This window comes from Acidimicrobiia bacterium (genome assembly GCA_009694375.1).
In the GTDB taxonomy this organism is placed as follows: Bacteria; Actinomycetota; Acidimicrobiia; order Acidimicrobiales; family VFJN01; genus VFJN01.
The window spans coordinates 1-21,711 of the sequence record SHVB01000023.1 but is presented as its reverse complement, the minus strand read 5'-3'; the positions used below and the strand labels follow the sequence as shown (position 1 = coordinate 21,711).

Genomic DNA, 21,711 nt, shown 5'->3' with positions numbered 1-21,711 from the left:
ACGGCCAATGCTGACCGGCGGCGAGAACATTTTTCACATTAGCCAAGATAGGAGTCTACGAGAAGCCCTCACCGCTACGAGCGATACCCAACGATGCGGGCGAAATCGTCGGCGTCGAGACTCGCCCCACCCACTAGGGCCCCATCGATGTCCGGCTGGGCCATCAATTCGGTGGCGTTGGTGGGCTTCACCGACCCGCCGTACTGAATACGCACCGCGGCTGCGGCGTCGGCGCCGAAGCGGGCCGCCACCACCGTGCGCACCAGGCCGCAGACCCCCTGGGCATCTGCGCTGCTAGCGGTTCGGCCCGTGCCGATGGCCCAGATCGGCTCGTAGGCAATCACCAGACCGGCCACTTGATCCGCCGCCAGGCCGGCCAACCCTGCTTCGACCTGACCGGTGACCTTGGCCTCGGTGGCGGTTGCCTCGCGCTCTTCCAGCGTCTCTCCGCAACACAGGATTGGGGTCATCCCGTGCCGCAAGATGGCGTGCACCTTGGCGTTCACCATTTCGTCGGTTTCGGCGAACACTTCCCGACGCTCGGAGTGCCCCGCGATCACGTAGGACACCTCGAGTTTGGCGAGGAACGCCGGCGACACCTCCCCCGTGAACGCCCCGGTGTCGTCGTAATGGCAGTGCTGGGCACCCAGGGCGATCGGGATCGGCTCCTTCTCACTGATGAAGTACGTCTGTACCGTCCGGAGATCCGTAAACGGTGGATGAACCGACACGTCAACTGCGGCGAAGTCGTCGGGGGTGAGGAGGTAACTCAGTTTCTGAACAAGCTGCAACGCCTCGAAGTGGTTGTGATGCATCTTCCAGTTGCCACTGATCAGCGGCTTGCGGGCCTCGGTCATGCGGTTTCCTTCCTCGACTGGCGGAGGGCACGGAGCCCGGGGAGGTCCCCCTGTTCAAGCAATTCCAAGGACGCCCCGCCACCGGTGCTGATGTGATCGATTCGCTCGGCCAGGCCGAAGTGAGCAACGGCCGCGGCGGAGTCTCCTCCACCCACCACGGTGAAGGCCGACGACTCGGCCACCGCCTCGGCGAGCGTGCGGGTGCCGGCTTCGAAACGACGGTCCTCAAACACGCCCATCGGCCCATTCCAAAAGACCGTTCGGGCCTCAAGTACGGCGTCGCAAAACTCGGCTGACGTGCCTGGACCGATGTCGAGGCCCATCCACCCCTCCGGGAGCGAGCAACCCAAGTGACGCACCACCCCGCCGGCGTCGGGATGGCCGATCTTGCCTCCGGGCCCGAGGGCGGTGACATCACTGGGCAGGCGCACCGCCGCACCGCCCTCGAGCAGTCCCCGGCACCGCTCCACCATGTCGTCTTCCCACAACGACTCCCCCACTTCATGCCCCATGGCCTTGAAGAACGTGAAACACATCGCCCCCCCGATGAGTACCTCGTCGGCCACCTCCAGCAGCGACTCGATCACCGTGAGCTTGTCGCTCACCTTGGAACCACCGAGCACCGCCACGAAGGGTCGATTCGGGTGCTCCCGGAGACCACTGAGTACCGCAACCTCCCGTTCGAGGAGCCGACCGGCGGCGCTCGGCAGGTGCTGCGGGGGCCCCACGATCGATGCGTGGGAGCGGTGCGAGGCGCCGAACGCATCATTTACGTAGGCATCGAATCCACTGATCAACTCCGCCACGAAAGCCGGATCGTTGGCGGTCTCGCCCGGGCTGAAGCGGAGGTTTTCGAGCAAGCCAACCCCGGGGGCCAACTCCGCCAGACGGGCCCGGATCGGCGCCACGTCGTAGCGAGGATCAGGCGCACCCTTCGGGCGGCCGAAATGGGTGCACGCCACCACGCTGGCCCCGTGATCCTGAAGCCACCCAATGGTGGGCAACGCCGCTCGAATGCGCAGGTCGTCGGTGATCCGGCCGTCCTCGACCGGCACGTTGAAATCGGCCCGCAAGAGGACACGCTGGCCCTCCAGTGGCAGCAGGTCCTCCAGCGAGGGGACCCCCGTATTGGTCATGGTCAGCCCTTGAGCTTGGCGCCGGTGACCTCGATGAGGTCCACCAATCGGTTGGAATAGCCCCACTCGTTGTCGTACCAGCCCATCACCTTCACCAGATTCCCATTCACCATGGTGATAGGCGCATCGAAGGTACACGAGGCCGACGAACCCACTATGTCGGAACTCACGATGGGCTCCTCGTTGTAGACGAGCACCTTGGACAGCGGACCACTGCTCGCCGCCGCCCGGAATGCCCCATTGACCTCTTCTACCGTCACATCCCGGTTCAGTACCCCCGTGAAGTCGGTGATGGACCCATCCGGAACCGGCACCCGCAGCGACGTACCGTCGAGTTTGCCGGCCATCGACTGCAAGACGAGGCTGGTGGCCCGAGCCGCACCGGTGGAGGAAGGGATGATGTTGATCGCCGCCGCACGCGCCTCGCGGAAGTCCTTCGCCGGTCCGTCCACCACAGACTGCGTGCCGGTGTAGGCGTGGATCGTGGTCATCAGGCCCCGCTCGATACCGAAAGCATCATCAAGCACCTTCACCATCGGTACGAAACAGTTGGTGGTGCAGCTGGCGTTGGACACCACCTTGTGCACGGCAGGATCGAACGTGTCGTCGTTTACCCCCACGACGAAGGTGGCATCGGCACCGGCGGATGGCGCCGACACGATGACAAAGGGGGCACCGGCCTCGAGATGCATCGACGCCTGCTCCTTGCTGGAGAAGATGCCGGTGGATTCGATCACCATGTCCACGCCGAGATCACCCCACGGAAGGGCCTTCGGATCGCGCTCGGCGAGGATCTGCACCTCGTCGCCGTTGACCACGATTCCGGCCTCCGACGTAGCGATCTCGGCATCCCAGCGGCCGAGGATCGAGTCGTATCTCATGAGATGCGCCATCAGATCCTTGGAGCCGAGATCGTTGGCGGCCACAAAGTCGATGTCGGCTCCGCGCTGCTTGGCGGCTCGGAAAAAGTTGCGGCCAATGCGGCCAAATCCGTTGATACCGACGCGGATTGTCATCGAGTGTTACTCCCAGGGGTCAGGGGTCAGGGGTCGAAGAACGGCCAATGCGATCTGATCAGCCGCCGAGACCCCAGTATGGCCGACGCCGACTACTTGGCGGCATCCCGGTGCACCACGGTGGGAGCGAACCCGTGGTCCCGCAGCAGGCGGGCCACCTCCTCGGCGATGACCACCGACCGATGACGGCCGCCGGTGCAGCCCAGCGCAATGGTGAGGTACGCCTTGCCTTCTGCCACATAGGCGGGAAGGAGCATTTCCATCAACCCATCGAGGTGGCCCAGGAAATCCTGGGCAGCCTCCTGGCCCACCACGAAGGTCCGCACCGGGTCGTCCAGGCCGGTGAGGGGGCGCAGGTCCTCGACCCAGTGCGGGTTGGGGAGGAACCGGCAATCGAGGACGAGATCTACATCCAGCGGGAGCCCGTGCTTGTACCCGAAGGAAATAACCCGCGTCTGCATCCCGGTGTCAGTGTGGGTGTCGCCGAAGAGATCCACCATCCGGTCGTGGAGATCGTGCACGGTGAGCTCGGAAGTATCCACCACCACGTCGGCCTCGGCCTTCACCGGTTCGAGCAACGCCCGCTCGGCTTCGATGGCATCGCCCACCCCATCGCCGGGACCAAGCAGCGGGTGGCGCCGGCGGGTGCTCTCATAGCGCCGAACCAGCACTTCGGTCGCAGCATCGAGGTACAGCACCCGTACCCGTGCCCGCGATGCCCGAAGGGCACCAAGAGCGGCGAGTAGATCGGCGTCGTAAGCGCCGACGCCCACCACCAACGCCACCCGGGGAGTGCTGGAGGTGGGAGCCTGCACCAGTTCCATCACTTTCGGAATGAGCTCGGCGGGGAGGTTGTCGATGACGAACCAGCCCAGGTCCTCTAGTTCGTCGGCCGCCAGGGACCGTCCGGCCCCTGATAACCCCGTGATCACGACGAACTCGCTCATACCCTCTCCAGGCTACGTCTCACCCCTTGCGATACCGAAGGATGCACCACACCGCCCGTACACCGTCACGCCACCCGATCTTCTTGCCTTCCGCGTAGGTCCGACCGCTGTAGGAAATACCTACCTCGTACACGCGTAGCCCGCGACGGGCGATCTTGGCGGTGATTTCAGGCTCGAAGCCAAAGCGATCCTCTTCGATCGGAACAGCCTGGATCACCTCGGTACGAAAGGCCTTGTAACAGGTCTCCATGTCGGTGAGGTTCAGATCGGTGAAAACATTGGAGAGCAGCGTGAGGAACCGATTGCCCATGGCGTGCCAGAAGAAGAGCACCCGATGGGCATCGGCCCCCATGAACCGGCTCCCATAGACCACATCGGCTCGCCCATCGAGCAGTGGTCCCAACAGGCGGCCATACTCGCTCGGGTCGTATTCAAGATCGGCGTCCTGCACCACGACGTACGCCAGCGAGACCTCGCTGAAACCCCGCCGCAAGGCCGCCCCTTTGCCCTGATTCGCTGGCTGCAGACAAACCCGCACCCGCGGATCATCAACCGTCGCCAGCAACCCAGGCGTGTTGTCGGTGGACCCGTCGTCCACGATCACCAACTCACCAACGTACGGCGACGCCAACACCCGCTTCACGATTTCCAAGACGGTGGCCTCTTCGTTGAAACACGGCATCACCACCGCCAGGCAGGGTTCCACCGTTATGCCCACGCCGCCCCCGCCGCCATTCCCATCTCATTCATACTACCCCTCGCCCACACCAAGGGCCTGGGCCTATTGCTTCACACTGGCCAAGAACAGCAGCCGCGGAATAGTAGCGGCGGCTTCGTACTCCGCCGCCCGGGCCAGGAAGCCCGCTGGCGGGGCGGGCTCCTCCATCCGGACGAGGCGCAATCCGTTTTCCGATAGCGAGTTCACATAACGAGATAGCGGGCGATGAATGAAGGGGATAAACACGCCCTTCTCCACCTCTTCGATTGTCTCGTCTTCGATCAGGTACGGGCCGATCCGCCAGTACTGCTCGGGCGGGTCGAGCACCTGGTCGTCGATCCACCCGCTATGGGGCGTTTGCAACAACGGATGGTTGAGAAAGAAGAGGAATCGCCCCCCTGGCTCGAGCACTCGGGCTACCTCGGCGATCGCCTCGTCCACCTCGCGGATGTGCTCAAACACCAGACAAGCCACCACCGCGTCGAAGGCATCGTGGCGAAAGGGCAACCGCCCCGCCCCGGCGCGGGCGTAGGTCGGCCCCCCACCCCGGGCGGCAGCCTCCCCCACCTGCGCCCAAGTGGGGTCTACCCCCACGGCTCGGGAGGCGCCACCGGCCAGAGCCAGGCGAGCCACCTGGCCCTCGCCACAACCAACGTCGAGGACCCGACTCGAACCGAGGAGGTGCTTCGCGGCCAGCGGGAGGATCTGCTCCTCGTACTCCGGATCGGCCCCCTCCGTGAAACCGGCCTGCCACCAGCGGGCGTGGTCCTCCCACAACTCCGCATCCTTCTGCGCCTCTTCGCCCATGGTCACAGCCTGCCAGACACCCACGGAGCGACATGCCTCGGATCGGACTGCCTCCATGGGATACTTCAGCAATGTTGAGTGCCGCTGAACGATCAACGTCCCGTCGATCAGAACTGCTCCTCGCCCTGGGTGTCTTGCTCATCAGTAGTTTTGTGACCCACGACTGGACCGCTCAGCCGGCATCTCGTTACGCACTCACCGTGGCCATCGTGGACGATCACAGCTTGCAACTTGACCCCTACGAGGACTTCCTCGGTATCGACCAAGCCCAATTCGACGGACACATCTACAGCGATAAGGCCCCGTATCAACCAGCGTTGGCGGCACCGTTCTATTATCTGTACCGGCTGGCGGGGGGCGACCCGTACCCTGCGCGGTTTTCGTCGGGCGACTTTGGCGCCGCCACGAACTACGGCCTGTGGTGGGTAACGCTGTGGTCGGCGGCCATCCCCGCCGCAGCACTCGCCGTGGTGATTCGACGGATGGTGGCCCGCACACATTCGGAGGTAGCCACTCGGGTGACGGTGGCCATCATGCTGGCGACCACGATCTTGCCCTTCGCCAGCCAGCTCTTTGCGCACGTTCTCGCCGCCTTGTGCGTCGCGACGGCGTGGCATTTGTTACGACGTCGCGACTACCCCTCCACCGCCGCCGTTTTCGCCGCTGGCGTGATTGCCGGTGTGGGTATCGGAACGGAATACCTCGTGGCAGCCATCGCGGCGATCATGCTCATACACGTCGCCACGCTGCGCAGTTGGTCTCGGGTGGTGGCCCTGTCGGCCGGCACTGTCATCGCTACCCTTCCCCTGCTGGCCTACAACTGGCTCGTGTTCGGCGACCCCTTCGAGTTGGCTTACCAGGGTCACCTGAAGAACTTCCAGGGCGAGGGCGCCCTGGGCGTCTACAACCTGGAGACTCCCGGCTGGGGCGAGTTCAGCCGAACACTCGCTGGCCCCAAAGGACTCTTTATTCTCACCCCGGTCGTGCTGATGGCGGTTGCCGGCGCAATCTTAGCGATCACAAATCGAAGCCGCACAAGGCGCGACGCCTGGGTCGCCATCACGTCACTCGGCATCATGCTGGCCGCCTCCACGGGCATCGACGGCTACGGCGGCGGATCCCCCGGGCCCCGCTACATGATTCCGGCGCTGCCCCTCCTCGCCGTCCCTCTCGCCAGCGCGTGGCGGCGAATCCCAATCCTGTGTGGCGCGACCACCGTGATGGGGGCGGCCGTGATGCTCCTCGCCACCATCACGAACCCAGTGACGGAGCAGGGGTTGCGCTACTGGCTCGACTTCCTGTGGTCGGGCCACCTGGCTCGCAACGTGCTCACCGGGAGGGATCAGCCCTGGGTTCTCCTCGTGACAACGGCGGCGGGCGTCGCGTTGATCGTGACCCTCGTCGTCCAGGAGCGAGGCACATCCCCTCCTGCTGGTAGCAACTAGTACGACAACAAATCTCACCGCTCGGAGCGGTGGATTTTGTCGTGCACGGCCTGGGCCACTGCGTCGGGCAGCCAAGGCAGCGCCCGCAACTCAGCCAAGGTGGCCTGTTGGACGGCGGCGACACCGCCGAATTCCTTGGTCAAGCGGGCGCGGCGCACGTCACCAAGGCCCGCCACGCCATCAAGAACGCTGGTGGTCATGCGCTTCTGGCGCAACTGTCGATGATACGTGACGGCGAAACGGTGGGCTTCGTCGCGGATGCGCTGGAGCAGGTACAGCGCCTCAGACGACCGGGGCAGCCGTACTGGGTTGGCCTGACCGGGCCGGTACACCTCTTCGAACCGTTTAGCGAGCGACGCCACGGGGATCTCCTCGGACAACCCCAGTTCCTCGAGTACCCGCATGGCGGCGCCGAGTTGAGGTTTGCCGCCATCGACCAGCAGCAGCCGAGGCGGGTAGGAGAACTTGCCAGGCCCCTCGCTCGATGGGCGTCGCCGCTCGGCCAGGTAGGCGCTGAAACGGCGGGTGAGTACCTGCTCCATGGCGGCGATGTCGTCGTTGCCTTGATCGCCCTTGATTCGGAAGCGGCGATACTCGGACTTCTTGGGGAGCCCGTCCTCCATCACCACCATGGATCCCACGTAGTCGGTACCAGAGATGTGGCTCATGTCGTAACACTCGATCCTCAGCGGTGCGTCGGGAAGGCCCAGGTGGTCCTGTAGCTCGTTGAGCGCCTTCGCCCGACTATTGTGATCGGCAGCACGGCGCAGACGATGACGGGCGAACTCCTCGCGAGCGTTGCGCGTCACCGTTTCCTGAAGTTTGCGCTTCTCACCCCGCTGCGGAACGCGCAGTGTTACTTTCGAGCCGCGCCGGGAACTTAGCCACTCCTCGTACAGCGCCGGGTCCTCAAGGTCCACCGGAACCAACACGGCCTTGGGAATCCCCTGAGGCGGATCGTCGTATAACTGCATCACAATGTTGGCCATCAGTTCGCCCGGTGAAAGTTCCTCCACCTTGTCGATGATCCAACCTTTCCGACCCACGACCCGACCGTTGCGCACGAAAAAGGCCTGCACCGCGGCCTCCAGCTCGTCCTCGGCCACCGCTAGTACGTCAAAGTCCTCGGAGCGCTCGCCCACCATCTGCTGCTTCTCGATGGCCTTGTGCACACTGTCGAGCCGATCTCGCAAACGAGCCGCCTGCTCAAACTCCAGCCCAGCGGCGGCTTGCCTCATGCGCCCTTCGAGTTGTGCCACGACCTCATCGGTATCGCCATCGAGAAACCGCAGGAGAGCGTCCACGTGGCGGGCGTAGTCCTCCTTGCTCACCTCGCCTACACACGGTCCGGAACACTTCTCGATGTGGAAGAGCAAGCACGGTCGACCGAGCTGATGATGCTGCCGGAACTTGGCATCGGAGCAGGTGCGCAGGGGGAAGGTATGCAGCAACAGGTCCAGCGTGTCACGGATCGCGTAGGTGTGACCGTAGGGACCGAAGTACCGCACCCCGGGGCGCTTCTTCCCTCGCATCACCATCGGACGGGGCCACTCATCATCGAGCGTGACCGCCAGGAACGGGTAACTCTTGTCGTCTCGTAGGCGCACGTTGAATCGGGGCTGATGCGACTTGATGAGGGTCTGTTCCAGCAACAGCGCTTCGAGGTCGTTGCGCACCTGGATCCACTCGACGCTGTGAGCGGCGGCCATCAGCGACGCTGTTCGCGGCGGAAGATTGGATGGCTTTACGAAGTAATTGTTCAGGCGCTGGCGCAGTGAACGCGCCTTGCCCACATAAATGACGCGACCATCCTGATCCTTGAACTGATAGGACCCGGGAGCATCAGGGATCGTTCCGGTGGCCGGTCGCTGCACCATCAAGCCCCAGGATACGCAGGTACCGATCCACTTCTGGTCCAACCGGAAGCCCCCACCCCCGTTCCCTTCAGGCCATCCAGTGGCCCCTGCCCCACAACGAGGTCACCAGCACCAGGGCCACCCCACTCACCACCAGCACCGCTCGGGCCGACAATGCTCGCTCCGACGCCAATCGCTCCCCCACTAGGCCGAATACCGGAAAGATCATGAGGGCAAAGCGGCCGTGACTGGCAAAGCTGCCACTCCCCAACAGCGGAAGGGCCACCACCACCAGGGCGTAGGTGCCGTAGCCGGCGCCGAACCGCCGCCATACTGCGGGCAGGGCCAGGGCGAACGCAATCATGACCACGCCCTGCGCCACCAGTCGGGCGACAAAACCCCTGTCCGGGTTGTTCTGAAGCTGGTCCAGCAGGTTCAGCTTCAACAACGAGTTAAGCCCGATACCGCCGTTCCACCCCCGCTGCGCCGTACTAAAAGCGAGCGGATCCCCGTAACGAATCCAGCAGTACAACATCCACCCACCGAGTCCCGAGATCCCAACAAGCAACCCGGTATCACGGCGCCGGAACTTCGATAGGTCGAGGCAGGGCCGCCATCCAACGAAAGTCAACGCACCGCGGCGCTCGGCCACTCGCAGCGCCACACCGAGCACCACTCCGATACCGACCAGACGCGTCAGCGAGGCGGCCGCCGCCAGCAGTCCAGCCGCCACCGGTCGATCCCGCTCGGCACAAAGGAAGGCGGCCACCGCCAGCAACAAGAAAAGCGCCTCGCCGTAGGCGGCGGCCACCAGGAAATACGCCCAGGGAAAGGCGGCCACCGTCAGGCTCGCCCATCGTGCCGACGGGAGCGACATCTTCGTGGTGAACCATCCGTGAAGCGCGATGGTGGCACCAAACCCCGCTGCTAAGGTCGTCATCAGAAGACCAAGCCCTGTTCCCATGCCAAGGCGGGCTATCCCGCCGGCGAGCAGCGGGTAACCCGGCAAAAACGCCACTAACGTCTCGCCCCCTCTTGCAAACACCAGTCGATCCTCGGCGGGGTACCCATCTTCGGCGATGCGAGCGTAAAAACCTCCGTCCCAGTAGGCCCAAGGGCGGAGCACACCCTCACCGTATTGGAAGCTGATCGGACGATGCTGTGGCGCGAACTCCTGGGCGGGAGGCAGATGGACCGAGGATTGCCAAACCACCACGGTGAGCACCACCACCACCAGTCCGTGGAGGAGCGCCGCCCACCGCCAGTCCGTGAATATCTTGCGATCGGTCTCCGGGACGGTTGACGCCTCGCTAGTCCCGGGCACGCTCAGGGTGCCTTGCTTGGCTTGAAACCAACACGCTGCCCCGGCCAGTTACCCATGGCCCAGAAGTAAGGCGTTGCGGCAACCAGCGGGAGATTTCCATGTCGCCAACGATAATGCTCACACCGCGCGCCCCGAAATCCCCTCGCGATAGTGCCCCTGACCCGGTAGTCACCGTCCGGCCGGTAAAACGCCGCCACATCACCACTGCGAGCCGATACCATGCAAATGTCGTTGGCCCGGTCTCCGGCGACAGATCCGTTCCAGGGACGACATCCCCGCAGGAGAGGCGACCGGGCTGTCCCCGCCGGCGTGAACCTGGAACTCCCAACCGTGGAGGGCCCCGAACATGCTCCGACTTCAATCGCCACTAGAGGATCGCTACACCACCGCCACGATGGGCGACCTCAATACCCGCATCGCGGCGGCCAAGGCCACCCTCGGAGATCGTCTCTTCATCCTCGGCCACCATTACCAACGGGACGAAGTGATGCGCTGGGTCGATGCCCGAGGCGATAGCTACCGGCTCTCGGTCCTTGCCCAACAAAACGACCAGGCCGAATTCGTTGTGTTCTGTGGCGTGCACTTCATGGCGGAGTCGGCCGATGTGCTCACCGGAGATCACCAGCACGTCATCCTCCCGGACCTCAACGCCGGGTGCTCCATGGCCGACATGGCCGACCTTGACGAAGTGGAAGAGGCCTGGGAGGCACTGGCCGCGGTGACCGATATCGAGCGGGTGATCCCGGTCACCTACATGAACTCCTCGGCTGCCCTCAAGGCCTTCGTGGGCCGTCATTCAGGAGCAGTTTGCACGTCCACCAACGCCCGAGCAGTGCTCGAATGGGCCCTCGGGCAGGGTCCCCGAGCGGGCACGGCGGCGGCCGGGGCCACCGGAGGGGGCAACCAGGTGCTCTTCTTCCCCGATCAGCACCTCGGCCGCAACACTGGGATGGCGATGGGCTACGACCTCGATGACATGCGCATCTGGAACCCGCGCCTTGAGCGCGGTGGACTGACCGCCACAGAGTGCCACGAGGCCACCATTCTGCTGTGGAAAGGGCACTGCTCGGTTCACCAACGGTTCCTCCCCGAGCACATCGAGAGCTTTCGAGCCGCCAACCCCAACGGCATTGTGGTCACCCACCCGGAGTGCCGGTACGAGACATGCGAGCAAGCGGACTACGTCGGCTCTACCGACTTCATTATTCGCACGGTGCAGAATGCCCCTCCCGGTGCTGTGATTGCGGTAGGCACCGAGATACATCTGGTCAATCGGCTCAACCATGAGACACCGGACAAAACCGTTGTTTCTCTGGACCCGCTCGTATGCCCCTGCTCCACGATGTTCCGAATCGATGCCGCCCACCTTTGTTGGGTGCTGGAGAACCTCGTCGAGGGCAACCTGGTGAACAAAATCAGCGTGGACCCTGACACCGCCACCTGGGCCGGCGTTGCTCTCCAACGAATGCTCGAGATCGTCTAGGGGTCGAACTGGGCGGCCGTCCACCATGAGGACGATCCCCCGATACATCACCGGCCGAGCAGAGCGCCTCATCTGAGCTCGCCCCGTACCCGCCTGTCGTTCAGGTACCCCCCGGCAATAAAGGCTTGAGAAACCGCCCTGTCCAACTCGCCTCCACCTCAGCCACCTGCTCAGGGGTACCTTCACACACCAGTGCGCCCCCACCGTCCCCACCCTCAGGGCCAAGGTCGATGAGCCAGTCCGCCGTTTTGATCACATCGAGGTTGTGCTCAATCACCAGCACGGTATTGCCCTGATCCACCAACCGGCTCAGCACCGTGAGGAGTTTGCGAATGTCCTCGAAGTGCAGGCCGGTGGTGGGCTCGTCGAGGATGTAGATCGTGCGGCCGGTAGATCGCTTAGCCAGTTCGCTGGCCAGTTTCACCCGCTGGGCCTCTCCACCGGACAGGGTGGTGGCCGGCTGACCCAAGCGCACATAGCCCAGGCCCACGTCCACGAGCGTCTGCATATGACGGGCGATCGCCGGCTGGTTCCCGAAGAAATCGAGCGCTTCCTCACAGGACAAGGCCAGCACGTCAGCGACGTTGCGCTCCTTGAAGGTGATGTCCAACGTGTCGCGGTTGTATCGCTGGCCCTTACACACCTCGCAGGGCACGTACACGTCGGGGAGGAAGTGCATTTCGATCTTGATGGTGCCGTCACCGGAGCAGGCATCGCAGCGGCCGCCACTCACGTTGAAACTGAATCGACCGGGCAGGTAGCCACGCACCTTGGCTTCCTGCGTGGCGGCGAACAGTTTGCGCACGTGGTCCCACACGCCGGTGTAAGTGGCAGGGTTGGATCGAGGGGTGCGCCCGATCGGGCTCTGGTCGATGTTGATGACCTTGTCGATGTGCTCGAGGCCGACCACGGTTTTGTGCAGCCCCGGGGGGGTCTTCGACTGGTAGATCCGCTGCATCAGCGCCCGGAACAGAATATCGTTTACCAGGCTCGACTTCCCTGAACCCGATACACCGGTCACCGACACGAAGAGACCGAGCGGAAACTCCACCGTGAGATCCTTGAGGTTGTGCTCCCGGGCCCCTTTCACGATCAGCCGCTCTGGACCGCGCGGGCGACGCATCTCCGGCACGGGGATGGAGCGTTTCCCGGAAAGGTACTGACCCGTCACCGACGCCTTATTCTTCAGCAGCGCCTTCACCGGGCCAGCGTGCACCACCTCGCCTCCGTGCTCTCCGGCCCCAGGACCGATGTCCACGACGTAGTCCGCCACCGAAATCGTGTCCTGATCGTGCTCCACCACAATCACGGTGTTGCCCAAATCCCGAAGGCGAAGCAGCGTCTCGATGAGGCGGTGGTTATCGCGCTGATGCAAGCCGATCGAGGGTTCATCGAGCACATAGAGCACCCCCACCAGCCCGGACCCGATTTGGGAGGCCAGCCGGATGCGCTGGGCCTCACCGCCCGCCAGGGTGGCGGCGGATCGCGAGAGGGAGAGGTAGTCGAGCCCCACATCGAGGAGGAACCCCATGCGTGCGTTCACCTCTTTCACCACTCGCTCGGCGATCATGCGTTCACGCTCAGACAGCGTGAGGCCTTCAAGGGTGCGAGCGGCATCTCGGATCGACATGGCGCAGATGTCGGAAATGGAGTGGCCGTCGATGGTGACCGACAGGGGCAGTGGCGCAAGCCGGGCGCCCGCACAGGTAGGACAGGGCACCTCCCGCATGTAACCCTCGATCTGCTCCCGCTGGTTGTCGCTTTCGGCCTCACGGTGACGCCGCTGCAGATACGGGAGCACGCCTTCGAAGGTGGCCGTGTAGGCGCGAACCCGACCAAAGCGATTCTTGTACCGCACCTCTACCTTGCCTACGCCCTGCCCATGCAGGAAGGACTGCTGGTGCTTCTTGGAGAGCTTCGACCATGGCACATCGGGATCAACGCCAAGTTCCTCGGCCACTGACTCGAGGAGGCGACGGAAGTACTGACTGTGCCCGCTGGCCCACGGGGCGATGGCACCGCCGGTGATACTGAGGTCGATATTCGGGACGATCAATTCGGCATCAACCTCAAACCGGGTGCCGAGGCCATCACAGCTGGCGCAGGCACCGTAGGGCGAGTTGAACGAAAAGTTCCTCGGCGCCAATTCCTCGAAGGAGCCGTGGCCGTTCGGACAGGCCAGGTGCTGAGAGAAGGTGAGAGTGTTGTCCTCCTCGCCCAGGCGGCCTTCACCCTCCTGCTCGACGAGCTGCACTTCGGCCACACCATCAGCGAGGGCGAGTGCCGTCTCCAAGGAGTCGGTGAGTCGTCGCTCCAGACCATCCCGCACGATGAGCCGGTCCACCACTACCTCAATGGTGTGCTGCTCGTAGCGGGCCAAGTCCATCTTTTCGGTGAGCTCATGCACCTCACCGTCGATACGAGCTCGCGCATAGCCCTGCGCGGCGAGGTCGGTGAGCAACGTCTCGTAGGTGCCCTTCCGGCCCCGTACCACCGGTGCCAACACCTGAAAGCGGGTTCCCTCGGGCAACTCGAGGATTCGGTCGACGATCTGCTGGGGACTCTGACGGGTGATCTGGGCGCCGCACTCCGGACAGTGGGGTACCCCGATACGGGCATAGAGCAGGCGAAGGTAGTCGTATACCTCGGTGATCGTGCCCACCGTGGAGCGGGGATTACGGGAGGCGGACTTCTGGTCGATCGAAATGGCCGGCGACAGGCCCTCGATGAAGTCCACGTCGGGCTTGTCCATCTGGCCGAGGAACTGCCGTGCGTACGACGAGAGCGACTCCACGTAGCGACGCTGACCCTCGGCATAGATGGTGTCGAAGGCCAGGGAAGATTTCCCCGAGCCCGACAACCCGGTGAACACGATCAACTTGTTCCGCGGAAGCTCCACGGCGACGTTCTTCAGGTTGTGCTCGCGAGCACCCCGCACTACTAGAGAATCAGACACACCGCTAGGTTAGTGGCGGCACCGAGCCCCCGAACGCCCGTTCGTACTTGTGTACATCCTTCGCATCCGACGGTCCGCGCCCCCGCGCCCTTCCGTAACCCCGTGAGCAGTCGGTGTTCGGCGTCGCGCCAACCCGCGGGGATCCCCGCGGTCGGTGTCCCCGTCGCACTGGCGACCGCGCTCAGCACGCTGTTGCTCCCCTTCGCCGGTCTCCTGTTTGGACACGTGCTCGGGACGGCACGCGCCTTCGGTGGGTGGACGCTGGCCAGTCGGCGACGGTTAGCCGCCGTGTTGCTCATCCGGCTCATCCCACGTCCCGGAGTTCGCGCTTCAGATCCTTGATCTCGTCGCGAAGCCGGGCTGCGTATTCGAACCGCAGCTCCGTAGAGGCGTCGTGCATCTCCTCCTCCAGCGTGAGGATGAGCCGGCGCAGCTCATCACCGGGGAGCCCGGCCAGGTCCCTGCGGACTTTGTCGTGCTGACGACTACGCCGATCGCTACCGGGCACAGGCGCTGTCTCTGCTGGTCGGAGGAGCGACAGGATGTCCGTGACGGCCTTGCGGATCGACTGCGGATCGATCCCATTTTCCTCGTTGTGGCGGAGCTGGAGCTGCCGGCGACGCTGGGTCTCGGAAATCGCGCGACGCATCGAGTCGGTGACCGTATCGGCGTACATGATGACCTGACCATCAACGTGGCGGGCGGCTCGCCCCATCGTTTGGATCAGCGAGGTCTCCGATCGGAGAAAGCCCTCCTTGTCGGCGTCGAGGATCGCCACCAGCGACACCTCCGGCAGGTCGAGGCCTTCGCGTAGCAGGTTGATCCCAACCAACACGTCATATTCCCCCAGCCGCAGATCCCGCAGGATCTCGATGCGCTGAATCGTGTCCACGTTGGAGTGCAGGTACCGCACCCGCAGACCCTGTTCGAGTAAATACTCACTGAGGTCTTCCGCCATCTTCTTGGTAAGGGTGGTGACCAGCACCCGAGCCCCTGCGTCGATGCGGCCTCTGATTTGCCCGATCAAGTCGTCGATTTGGCCCTGGGTAGGCTTCACGATGACTTCGGGGTCTACGAGTCCAGTCGGTCGAACGATCTGCTCCGCAATCTGGGTGGACACCTGCAACTCAAAGGGACCGGGGGTAGCGGACAGGAACACCACCTGATTCACCCGCTCCAACACCTCCTCGAACTGCAGCGGTCGATTATCCGCGGCGCTGGGCAGCCGGAAGCCGTGCTCGATGAGTTGTTGTTTGCGGGCGCGGTCGCCGGCGTACTGGCCACGAAGCTGGGGTAGGGCCTGATGGCTCTCGTCGATTACGAGAAGAAAATCCTTGGGAAAAAAGTCGATAAGGGTGCTCGGAGCCTCACCCGGACCACGACCATCTATCGGCGCCGAGTAGTTCTCGATGCCGTTGCAATAGCCGACCTCCGCCATCATTTCGAGGTCGTACTGCGTTCGCATCCGCAGGCGCTGGGCTTCGAGGAGTTTGCCCTCCTGTTCAAAGTGCGCCAACTGCTGCTGCAACTCCACCTCGATGCGTTCAATGGCAAGACGCATTCGCTCCTCCCCGGATACGTAATGCGTGGCCGGGAAGATCACCAGCTCATCAAGCAGGGCCACCTGCTCCCCCGTGAGCGGGTCCACGACCTGGATTCGCTCGATTTGATCTCCGAAAAGTTCGATCCGTACCGCCGTCTCGTCGTAGGCCGGGTGTACCTCGATGGTGTCGCCCCGCACCCGGAACTTGCCCCGCACCAAGTTCATATCGTTGCGCTCATAGCGCATATCCACGAGCCTCCGCAGCACCCCGCGCTGGTCAATCTCGGTACCCACCTGCAGGTGTAAAAGGTTTTGTAGGTACTCCTCGGGTGATCCGAGGCCGTAGATACACGACACCGATGCCACCACGATCACGTCCCGCCGGGTCAGCAACGCCGCCGTGGCGGCATGGCGAAGCCGATCGATCTCGTCGTTTACCGAAGAGTCTTTCTCGATGTATGTATCCGAGCTCGCGATATAGGCCTCGGGCTGGTAGTAGTCGTAATAGGAGACGAAGTACTCCACGCGATTGTCCGGGAAGAACTCCCGGAACTCATTGGCCAACTGGGCGGCGAGCGACTTATTCGGCGCCAGCACCAAGGTGGGGCGTTGTACCTGCTCAATCGTCCACCCAATGGTGGCGCTCTTGCCGGAACCGGTGATACCTAGCAGCGTCTGGTAGCGGTCACCCCGCCGGATGCTCTCGGCAAGCGCGGCGATGGCGGTGGGCTGGTCACCGGCGGGCTCAAAGTCCGACACCATCCGAAAGGGGGGCACCTGACCGATCCTACCGACGCCGCTGGCCCGGCCACCTCAGCGGGCCGCACCAAAGGTGGGTTGGCACCGCTCCGGGGAAGTGAGATCGACCGGGCGGAAGAACTGCACCTTCTCTTTCCACGCCGCCACGGGCCGCACCAGTTCCGGATCATCTTTGGCGTGGGCCAGCACCACCCGCTCACCAGCCCGCTCATAGGTGACCGCCACGCCGGGACGGCCCACCATAAATGCCCGCAACTGGCCCCACGTGAGGGCGTAATGACTATCGGCGTATCGCTGCAGGTCCCGATCATCGGTGGAGACCACCCGCACAAGGTCTGCTTGCTGATCGGTGAGTGGGAGCGTGCTCCGCACCAGGAAGTGATTCGAATCTCCGTCCACGGTGCGTAGGTTGGCGTACATGTTGAAGCCGTAGCCGGTCTTGATCTCCGCATAGGGAGTAAGTCCATTCAGGGCCACCAGCAACGGAATGATAAGCAGCATCGCGTGGGTCGGGCGCAGGGCATGACTGGCGACGGCCGGGTGGCCGCGGAGGAAGCGGACTACCGCGAAGATGACCACCACGGAGTAGACCTGCCAGGAGAACCACCCGAGGCTATAGCCCTTCGTGGTGTCGACAAATCCGAGGGCGCAGGCCGCCGCCAGCATCACCGGAAGCGTCACCGCCATCAGGTGCACCACGGACGGTCCCTGCGCCGAGCGCAGCGCTACCCAGGCGCGCAAGGCACCCACCCGTTCAGCCACCCATGGTCCCCCCTCCGGCGCAAGGAACAGCACGAAAAGCGCCGCCAAGACGGACGAAAAGTCGAAGAACTGATGGGCGCGGTCAAGAGCCAGTACCCCGTGGAACACCAGTCCCACCACTACCCCCGCGTGTCGGGTGCGACGGCATATCAGAAGAACCGGAATGGAGAGTTCAATGGTGGCCGTGCCGACAATCACCGCCCACTGCAGCCAGCCAGCGCCACCGAACTGCAAGCGGGACAGCCCGAGGGAGGTCGTCGACTCATTGAAATAGAACACGGCACAACTCACCGAGCGATCAAAGAAGGCCGCATTGAGCTTGGCGAAGGCGGCGAAGCCGTAAAAGACCAACAGGCAAAGCCGAGCCATTGGGAGTAACCGACGAGCGAGATCGGGTCGGTTGAAGGGCCGCCGCCGCGCCACTCCCACCGCCAGGGCCAGCACCACGGCTAAGTCGACGAAACCCACCAACAACCAGTGGTTGCCGAGCACGGGCGCCTCGCCCCACACCGTGGCCAGGCCCCCGACGGCCAGCACGCCGAGCGGAACCACCGCCCCTGGACGCCAAAGGACCAGCGCGATACCCACGGTGAGGAGAAGACGCGCGGCCATCGGCGCGCCGGTGGGGTTCCCCAGCAAATGCCAGACGGCGGCCAGCGCCCACATCACGGAGAACAGGGCTAGCGATTCGACCGACTCCGGCCCAGCGCCCAGCCCCTCGTCATGGGGGCCCCGACGCGGTGTCACTCCCGAGCCTTATCTCGCAACGCCAGCAAGACCGGCCACAGTGCATCTAAGGCCGCCCAGAGGTCCTCGGGCGACCCCGAGTTGTCGAGGACATAGTCCGCCCTGGCCAAGCGCTCAGAGCGGCTCACCTGGCGAGCCATGCGGGCCCGGGCGTCGCCCTCGTCCATCCCTCGGCTCTCCACCAATCGCCGCAGGGCAATCTCCGGATCCAAGTCCACCACGACAAGAGCCGCCAAGTCGTCACGGCCCGACTCCACCAGGAGAGGCACGTCGAGGATCACCACATGGTCAGTTGCCGCTTCATGTGCAATGCGGCGGGCGATCTCCTCAACCACCGGCGGATGAACAATCCGGCCGAGATCACTCAACGCCTCAGGATCACCGAATACCACATCAGCTACCGCCTGACGGTTCAGCGTGCCATCGTCCGCTACCACCTCAGCACCAAAGCGCTCCACCATGGCATGGAAGACTGGGTTCCCAGGTACCTGAAGTGAGTGCACAATGGCATCGGCATCAATCACCACTGCGCCCCGGCCAGCGAGCCCGGCCGACACCGTGGACTTTCCCGAGCCGATGCCGCCCGTAAGTCCGATGAGGAGCACTCCAGCAACGTAGCCCGACAGGAGGGCGCGTCCCCGGTTCCGGAGACCGGTCAGCCTAAGATTCGTTGACCGGTTGGGTCTTTCCTACCCAAAGCCACCACCGGCGCCACACCCCAGGAGGTGCGAGAGTCATCGAACTTCTCCCTGATCTTGCCGTTTCCTCCACGAGCCACCGACGGCCAGAGGATGAACCTTCCCCGCCCGCTCACCGCGGCGAAGGGTTTCACCATGCCATCCTGCTGGTCCGCTGGACCACTACCGCCGTAGCGAGCCTCCTGGCGGCTCCCGCCATCATCTCTGGGGGAGACACCGGTCTCGCTCGCATCACACTACTCATCCTGGCCAACACCGCCTTTCGTTCACTGCGACCGCTGACGGTGCAAAGGAGCAACAGAGGCACCCTCATGGCGAGCCTTGAGCTCGTTGGTGTCACCGCTTGCGTCGCGGCCACGGGCTACTGGGATTCACCGCTGACGATCTGTCTGCTCGCAGCAGTTACCGTAACCGCCCTCGCGTGCCCGTTGCGCTTCTCCACCATGCTCACACTGGGCGCGGCCTTGGCCCTAAGCATCGCCTATTGCCAACAACAGCAATTCGTGCCGGAAGCCCTCAAACAGTCCCTGATCTGGTCGTCCGAACTAGCTTTGACCAGCCTCGCGGTGAGTTATGCCCAACGCCTGTACGGATCGGCTTCGAGCATCGTGGAAGGGTCTGCCACTCGCATCGACGCGCTCTCGGAGGCCAACGCCCTCCTAGTGCAACTCCATGAGATCAGCCAGACACTCCCCGCCTCGCTGGACCTCGATGAGACCCTCGACACTGCCATGGAGCAACTCGCGAACCTCTTTAGTGCCGACGCGTTAGCGCTCCTCTTATTCGACCCCACTGATGGGCAATGGAAGACCCTCCGTCGAAGACGCGGTCGTCCCCCCGTCACGCTTGCCCTGGAGGACCTCCCCCCTCCCCTGGCCATGGCACTCAACCACCGGAGCGTGGTGCGAGTGGAGAACCTGTTGGTTGCCCGCGGACCAGGCCTCACCCCGAGTTCCGGGTCCGGCATCTATGCGGTATTGCGCGCCCGGCAGACCAACGTCGGGCTACTGGCGTTGGAACACTCAGACACGAACCATTTTACCGAGCGGGATGCGGCCTTACTGGCGAGCTTTGTGGACAACACGGCCCTCGCTATCGACAACGCTCTCTGGTTTGGGCGCCTCCGCACGGTTGGTGCTGATGAGGAGCGGACCCGCATCGCCCGGGACCTGCACGATCGCATCGGACAGTCTCTGTCCTACCTCGCGTTCGAACTCGACCGCATCATCAAGGAGCAACGAGATGCGTCACCAGAGACCATCACCGCTCTGCAGGATCTACGAGTTGACGTGCGCGGACTAATCGGAGAAGTCCGAGACACTCTTCAAGATCTGCGCACCGACGTCACCGACGCCCAGGGACTGATCGAGACTCTCGAGAACTACCTCGGTCGGGTCGAGACACGCAGTGCATTGAATATACGTTTGGAGATCAGAGAGACCGCTCGACTTCCAATGCCCCAGGAACGAGAGATCTGGCGCATCGCTCAAGAAGCGATCACCAATATCGAGCGTCATGCTCGGGCTACGGACCTGTACCTTCTTTGGGTCTCCGATGGCAAGGTATTTACTTTAGAGGTCCGCGACAACGGCATCGGCTTTGCCACTACCAAATCAACCCGCCTCGACAGTTACGGTCTCGTCGGCATGAGGGAACGGGCCGCCGGCATCGGTGCTCAACTTTTTGTTGACTCCACCCCGACGGGGGGCACGCGGGTACGCTGCAAGTCGGTTGCTCGCTGAGCACCACCGCTAGTTGAGGAGGACCTGCGTGACAACTATCCGGCTGCTACTGGCAGATGACCACCGAATGCTCCGAGAGGGCCTGAATCGGTCGATGACCTCCGAGGGCTTCGATGTCGTTGGCGAGGCAGCTAACGGTGAGATCGCCGTGGAGTTAGCAGCCCAACTGGCGCCCGACATCATCTTGATGGACGTTTCCATGCCCGAGATGGACGGGCTGGAAGCTACCCGGATCATCATGGCAACCGACACCCCCACTCGGATCATCATGCTCACGATGCACGCCGACCATGAGGTACTCGCCAAAGCAATACGGGCCGGTGCCTCAGGCTTTCTCGTCAAAGATTGCTCCACCGAGGAGATAGCCGAAGCAGTGCGCACGGCCGCACGGGGTGAGACGGTGATCTCCCCCGGAGTGGCGGCCAGGATGCTGGAGGAGGTGCGTCGCATTGATGCGCCTGATGTGCCCACCGCAACATCACTACTCACTAAACGCGAGGAAGAAGTCCTCCAGTTGATCGCCGATGGCTGCGCAACCAACGAGGTAGCCGCCAGCCTCTTCATCAGCCCGAAAACCGTAAAGAACCACCTAGCGTCGATCTACGAGAAACTCGATGCCCGGGATCGCACCCAGGCAATCTTGCAGGCCATGCGGATGGGGATCGTCCAATTGCGGTAGTTGCTCTGGGGATTACGTCGCTGACCATGCATTAGGGCCAAATTACCTAGTCAGATCCTGGTTCGAGCCGACGATATCTCCTAGTGCCACAACCCCTGGGTTGCCCAGGGGCCACAACCATCAAGGAGCTCACTCATGATTACCACCTACGAATTCCTCGCCACCTGGATGCGAGCCCGGTTCTCCGACAGCGACCGTGGCGCAGCCATGGTGGAGTACGCCCTGCTCGTCGCCCT

16 protein-coding genes are annotated in these 21,711 nt (G+C 63.5%); 4 read left to right on the top strand and 12 right to left on the bottom strand.

Annotation, left to right across the window (positions count from 1 at the left end):
- Nucleotides 1-74: 74 nt before the first annotated feature.
- The 6 genes from EXQ71_11560 to EXQ71_11535 form a co-directional block, all read right to left on the bottom strand.
- Nucleotides 75-857 carry a triose-phosphate isomerase gene (locus EXQ71_11560; GenBank protein ID MSO88135.1) on the bottom strand — a complete coding sequence of 261 codons (783 nt, stop codon included), beginning with the start codon at nt 855-857 and terminating at the stop codon, nt 75-77.
- A complete protein-coding gene (locus tag EXQ71_11555; GenBank protein MSO88134.1) occupies nt 854-1,993 on the bottom strand; it encodes a phosphoglycerate kinase in 1,140 nt (379 codons plus the stop codon). The genes EXQ71_11560 and EXQ71_11555 overlap by 4 nt, the downstream gene beginning before the upstream one ends.
- Nucleotides 1,994-1,995: 2 nt before the next feature.
- A complete protein-coding gene (gap, locus tag EXQ71_11550) occupies nt 1,996-3,009 on the bottom strand; it encodes a type I glyceraldehyde-3-phosphate dehydrogenase (GenBank protein ID MSO88133.1) in 1,014 nt (337 codons plus the stop codon).
- A gap of 92 nt (nt 3,010-3,101) precedes the next feature.
- Complete coding sequence (gene rapZ / locus EXQ71_11545; GenBank protein MSO88132.1) at nt 3,102-3,956, bottom strand: RNase adapter RapZ; 855 nt, start codon at nt 3,954-3,956, stop codon at nt 3,102-3,104.
- A gap of 19 nt (nt 3,957-3,975) precedes the next feature.
- Nucleotides 3,976-4,638, bottom strand: coding sequence for a glycosyltransferase family 2 protein (locus EXQ71_11540; protein ID MSO88131.1), 663 nt, complete (start codon nt 4,636-4,638; stop codon nt 3,976-3,978).
- 99 nt (nt 4,639-4,737) lie between these two features.
- Nucleotides 4,738-5,481, bottom strand: a complete 744-nt coding sequence (locus EXQ71_11535) for a methyltransferase domain-containing protein (protein ID MSO88130.1) — start codon at nt 5,479-5,481, stop codon at nt 4,738-4,740.
- Between the two features lie 71 nt (nt 5,482-5,552).
- Between EXQ71_11535 and EXQ71_11530 the strand changes: the two genes are divergently transcribed.
- Complete coding sequence (locus EXQ71_11530; GenBank protein ID MSO88129.1) at nt 5,553-6,926, top strand: DUF2029 domain-containing protein; 1,374 nt, start codon at nt 5,553-5,555, stop codon at nt 6,924-6,926.
- 14 nt (nt 6,927-6,940) lie between these two features.
- On the opposite strand, the gene uvrC is transcribed toward EXQ71_11530, so the two are convergent.
- Together uvrC and EXQ71_11520 are read right to left on the bottom strand one after the other, a co-directional pair.
- On the bottom strand, nt 6,941-8,803 hold the full coding sequence (gene uvrC / locus EXQ71_11525) for an excinuclease ABC subunit UvrC (protein ID MSO88128.1): 1,863 nt from the start codon (nt 8,801-8,803) through the stop codon (nt 6,941-6,943).
- Between the two features lie 67 nt (nt 8,804-8,870).
- Complete coding sequence (locus EXQ71_11520; protein ID MSO88127.1) at nt 8,871-10,106, bottom strand: hypothetical protein; 1,236 nt, start codon at nt 10,104-10,106, stop codon at nt 8,871-8,873.
- A 346-nt stretch (nt 10,107-10,452) separates the two neighbouring features.
- Between EXQ71_11520 and nadA the strand changes: the two genes are divergently transcribed.
- Nucleotides 10,453-11,589, top strand: coding sequence for a quinolinate synthase NadA (gene nadA / locus EXQ71_11515; protein ID MSO88126.1), 1,137 nt, complete (start codon nt 10,453-10,455; stop codon nt 11,587-11,589).
- Nucleotides 11,590-11,689: 100 nt separating this feature from the next.
- On the opposite strand, the gene uvrA is transcribed toward nadA, so the two are convergent.
- The 4 genes from uvrA to EXQ71_11495 form a co-directional block, all read right to left on the bottom strand.
- Nucleotides 11,690-14,545, bottom strand: coding sequence for an excinuclease ABC subunit UvrA (uvrA, locus tag EXQ71_11510; GenBank protein MSO88125.1), 2,856 nt, complete (start codon nt 14,543-14,545; stop codon nt 11,690-11,692).
- Nucleotides 14,546-14,849: 304 nt separating this feature from the next.
- On the bottom strand, nt 14,850-16,850 hold the full coding sequence (gene uvrB / locus EXQ71_11505; protein ID MSO88124.1) for an excinuclease ABC subunit UvrB: 2,001 nt from the start codon (nt 16,848-16,850) through the stop codon (nt 14,850-14,852).
- Between the two features lie 51 nt (nt 16,851-16,901).
- Nucleotides 16,902-18,356 carry a hypothetical protein gene (locus EXQ71_11500; protein ID MSO88123.1) on the bottom strand — a complete coding sequence of 485 codons (1,455 nt, stop codon included), beginning with the start codon at nt 18,354-18,356 and terminating at the stop codon, nt 16,902-16,904.
- The gene (locus tag EXQ71_11495) at nt 18,353-18,961 is read right to left on the bottom strand and encodes a dephospho-CoA kinase (protein MSO88122.1); all 609 of its coding nucleotides are present in this window, start codon (nt 18,959-18,961) and stop codon (nt 18,353-18,355) included. The genes EXQ71_11500 and EXQ71_11495 overlap by 4 nt, the downstream gene beginning before the upstream one ends.
- A gap of 404 nt (nt 18,962-19,365) precedes the next feature.
- Between EXQ71_11495 and EXQ71_11490 the strand changes: the two genes are divergently transcribed.
- Complete coding sequence (locus EXQ71_11490; protein MSO88121.1) at nt 19,366-20,796, top strand: GAF domain-containing protein; 1,431 nt, start codon at nt 19,366-19,368, stop codon at nt 20,794-20,796.
- 28 nt (nt 20,797-20,824) lie between these two features.
- On the top strand, nt 20,825-21,475 hold the full coding sequence (locus tag EXQ71_11485) for a response regulator transcription factor (protein ID MSO88120.1): 651 nt from the start codon (nt 20,825-20,827) through the stop codon (nt 21,473-21,475).
- Nucleotides 21,476-21,711 lie beyond the last annotated feature (236 nt).